The 3,470-nt window shown below is 71.1% G+C and carries 3 protein-coding genes and 2 pseudogenes; 3 read left to right on the forward strand and 2 right to left on the reverse strand.

Going from position 1 to position 3,470, the window contains the following annotated elements; genetic code table 11:
- A partial coding sequence (locus tag AC2W7C_RS15100) for a sensor histidine kinase (protein WP_486002145.1) occupies positions 1–1,429 on the forward strand: 1,429 nt, incomplete at its 5' end.
- A gap of 103 nt (positions 1,430–1,532) precedes the next feature.
- On the opposite strand, the pseudogene AC2W7C_RS15105 reads toward AC2W7C_RS15100, so the two are convergent.
- Positions 1,533–1,841, reverse strand: a pseudogene (locus AC2W7C_RS15105) (winged helix-turn-helix transcriptional regulator); the annotation flags it as partial.
- Positions 1,842–1,998: 157 nt separating this feature from the next.
- On the opposite strand from AC2W7C_RS15105, the gene AC2W7C_RS15110 reads away from it, so the two are divergent.
- On the forward strand, positions 1,999–2,697 hold the full coding sequence (locus tag AC2W7C_RS15110; protein ID WP_486002146.1) for an acyl-CoA dehydrogenase family protein: 699 nt from the start codon (positions 1,999–2,001) through the stop codon (positions 2,695–2,697).
- Positions 2,673–3,119, forward strand: coding sequence for an acyl-CoA dehydrogenase family protein (locus AC2W7C_RS15115; RefSeq protein WP_486002147.1), 447 nt, complete (start codon positions 2,673–2,675; stop codon positions 3,117–3,119). The genes AC2W7C_RS15110 and AC2W7C_RS15115 overlap by 25 nt, the downstream gene beginning before the upstream one ends.
- 115 nt (positions 3,120–3,234) lie before the next feature.
- Here the strand turns inward: AC2W7C_RS15115 and AC2W7C_RS15120 are convergent.
- Positions 3,235–3,470: pseudogene (locus AC2W7C_RS15120) on the reverse strand (hypothetical protein); the annotation flags it as partial.

Below are 3,470 nucleotides of genomic sequence, written 5' to 3' on the forward strand. Positions count from 1 at the left end.
CGAGGTCCGCCGGGTCGAGGCCCTGATGGCCGCCCAGCCGGGACTGACCCTGATCCTGGAGCCGTCGGGACGCGTCCTGGCCGCCTACGGCGCGCCGCCGCCCTCCCTGCCCGTCGATCCCCTGTTCGACCAGGGCCTGGTCGCGGCGGTCCACGCCCCGGATCGGCCTCGGCTTCTCGCAGCGATCGACCGGGCCCTGAATGGCCACGACGGCTCCGTCCTGTTCGCCCCGCGACTGGCCCTGGACCGGCGGGTCCAGGTCATCCTGCGTCGGATGGACGACCTCTCCGGGCCCCGCCTGATAGCCCAGGCCTTCGACGCCACCGCCCAGTACGCCCGCGAACTGGGCCTGGAGGTCGCGCGCGCCGAGGCCGAGGCGCGCGAAGCCGGCAAGACCCGCTTCCTGGCCAATATGAGCCACGAACTGCGCACCCCGCTGAACGCCGTGCTGGGCTTCTCGGACATCATGCGCCAGCGCCTGTTCGGCCCGATCCCCGAGCGCTACGCCGAATACGCCGAGAACATCCACCAGGCGGGCGGCCACCTGCTGGACCTGATCAATGACCTGCTGGACGTCTCCAAGATCGAGGCCGAGCGCTACACCCTGACCATGGAGCGGTTCGACGCCCGCGAGGTGGTCTCGGCAGCCATGGCCCTGGTGCGGGTCGGCGCGGAGGACAAGGGCGTCGTCCTGACCGGCGTCCTGCCCGACGAACCGGTCGAGGTGTCGGCGGACCGCCGCGCCCTGAAGCAGATCGCGCTGAATCTGCTGTCCAACGCCGTGAAATTCACCGCCGCCGGCGGCTCGGCGACCGTCTCGGTCGAGGCCGTCGGCCCCTATCTGGAGATCGTCGTCTCGGACACCGGCGTCGGCATCGCACCCGAGGACGTCAAGCGCCTGGGCCGGCCCTTCGAGCAGGCCGGCGCGCTGGAGCAGCGCCGCCAGGGCACCGGCCTGGGCCTCTCGCTGGTCCGCGCCTTCGCCGAACTGCACGGCGGCCGCATGAGCATCGAAAGCACCCTGGGCGAGGGCACGGCGGTGACGGCTGCGCATGCCCGTCGCCCTGGTCGCCCGCGCGCCGGCGCCGGAGGGCGGCGCCGAGATCATCCCCCTGCCGGTGGCGAACGGGGGCTGAGGTTCACGCCACCTTCCGTTCCGCCCGCGAGAACGGGCTCAGTCCCAGCCAGGTCTGCATGTCGGCGGCCAGGCCGGCGTCGCCGGTCAGCTTCAGCCGGTCGTTCGTCCGGGCCGCGCGAACCGTGTCCAGCCCCATCCAGATGGCGGTCATGGTCCGCAGATCCGAGGAGACGTAGAGATCGACGTCGAAGCCGGGGTCGACGTTGCACAGGTCCGCTTCCGGCTGGCCCGGCTCGACCAGCAGCCACCAGAGCCGGCCCTTGGCCTGCTCCGGATACTGGAACTGAATGACGCTGCGCTTCCTGGGCAGGGGGCTGAGGTCCAGCTGGCGGCGCATGTCCCACATCAGGAGCTGGGCGTCGAGGTGCTGCAGCGACAGCTCGCTCTCGACCCAGCGCTGCCCCCACATGCCGAAGGCCTCGACGATGGGCTCGAGCTCGCGCCCGGCCTCGGTCAGGCGATACTCGAACACGCCAGGGTCGGCGGACGACGGGCGGCGCATCAGAATGCCCGCCTCTTCCAGCTCTTTCAGTCGCTGGGACAGCAACGCCGGCGACATGCGCGGCAATCCCCGGCGCAGGTCGTTGAAGCGCGTCGTGCCGGCGACCAGTTCGCGCAGCAGGACGATGGTCCAGCGCGAACACAGAATCTCGGCCGCCATGGCGACGGGGCAGAACTGGCGATAGCTGCGGGTTTCAGACATCGGCGACCTCCGATATCCAGAGTACGCCCCGGACTGCGGCGGCTCCAGTTCAGTTTCTGTACCGGGGCGGTTCAGTTGCTGAACTGGCGGGCGCGGCGCACGCTCTGCATCGTCTTGAAAGACCGGGCGGACGCCGCCCCGGCTTGCGGAGACCCCGATGACCAAGACCGAGAACGACTGGCAGGCCCGCGCCGACCGCGTCGCCGCCCTGATCGCCGAACAGGCCGCCGCCCACGACGCCGACGATACGTTTGTCGCCGACGGCTACGCCCGGCTGAAGGCCGAGGGCCTGTTCAAGGCCCTGGTTCCCGCCGAGTTCGGGGGCGGAGGGGCGGACGTGGCGACCATGTGCCGGGTGATCCGCACCCTGGGCGCCGCCTGCGGATCCACCGCCCTGGCCTTCGCCATGCACAGCCACCTGGTCGCCGTGGCGGCCTGGCGCTGGAAGCATCAGGGCGCGCCGACCGAAGGCCTGCTCAAACGGGTGGCCGCCGAGGATCTGGTCCTGGTGTCCAGCGGCGGCTCGGACTGGCTGTCCAGCGGGGGAACGGCCACGAAGGTCGACGGCGGTTTCCGCGTGACGGCGCGCAAGCCATTCTCCAGCGGCTGCCTGGGCGGCGACCTGCTGATGACCAGCGCGGTCTGGGCTGATCCAGAGGCCGGTCCGACCGTGCTGCATTTCGGCGTGCCCCTGAAGGCCGAGGGCGTGAAGATCCTCGACACCTGGCGCACCCTGGGCATGCGGGGCACCGGCTCCAACGATGTCGAACTGACCGAGGTGTTCGTGCCAGAGGCCGCCGTATCCGGCCGCCGCCCGGCCGGCCCTGGCACATGCTGTTCCACATCATCAGCATGATCGCCTTCGCCCTGATCTATTCCGCCTACATGGGCGTGGCGGACGGAGCGCGGGCCAAGGCCCTGGGGATCGCCCGCAAGCGGCCCGAGGACCCGGCGCTCCCCTTCACCGTCGGCGAGATGGAGAACGCCCACGCTCGCGCCGAGATGGCGTGGGAGCGGATGGTGGAGACGGCCGAGAGCGGCACGCCGGGCCCCGAGGCCACCGGGCGCGCGATGACCGCCCGCACTCTACTGGGCCAGGCGGCGATCGAGACGGTGGAAAAGGCGATGGAGACCGCCGGCGGCGCGGCCTTCTATCGAAGCCTGGGACTGGAGCGCGCCTTCCGCGACGTCCAGGCCGCCCGCTTTCACCCGCTGCAGGAAAAGCCCCAACTCCGCTATTCGGGCCGCTTGGCCCTGGGCTGGGATATCGACGGCTGACGAAGCGGCTAGTGGCTAGTGGCTAGTCACCGCCGCATCACCCGAACGCGTTCAGCCAGTCTAGGCCCCGGGGGCGCGGCGCGGCCGTCGCCAACCACTAGCCACTAGCCACTAGCTACAGCATCCCCATCGCCAGGAAGGCGCGGCCGGCGGCGAAGTCGCCGGCTTCGAACGGGACCGTCGCCACGCTGCCGTCGCGGAAATGGAATTCGATCGCGAAGGTCTCGCGCGGGTCCAGGCCTTCCAGGGCGGCGGCGGCGGACGCCGGGAACCGCCAGGCGTCCCCCGCCCGCTTGCCTTCGGACAGCAGGGTCGGATCCGCGGCGGCCACGCCCGTGGCCCACAGGCTGG

The organism is Brevundimonas sp. CURTG3B2_SDJG, assembly GCF_057364705.1.

What these genes read in the sequence shown, in the direction of transcription:
- AC2W7C_RS15115 (WP_486002147.1), top strand. Translation starts at nt 2,673, where the DNA reads ATGCTGTTCCACATCATCAGCATGATCGCCTTCGCCCTGATCTATTCC.
- AC2W7C_RS15110 (WP_486002146.1), top strand. Translation starts at nt 1,999, where the DNA reads ATGACCAAGACCGAGAACGACTGGCAGGCCCGCGCCGACCGCGTCGCC.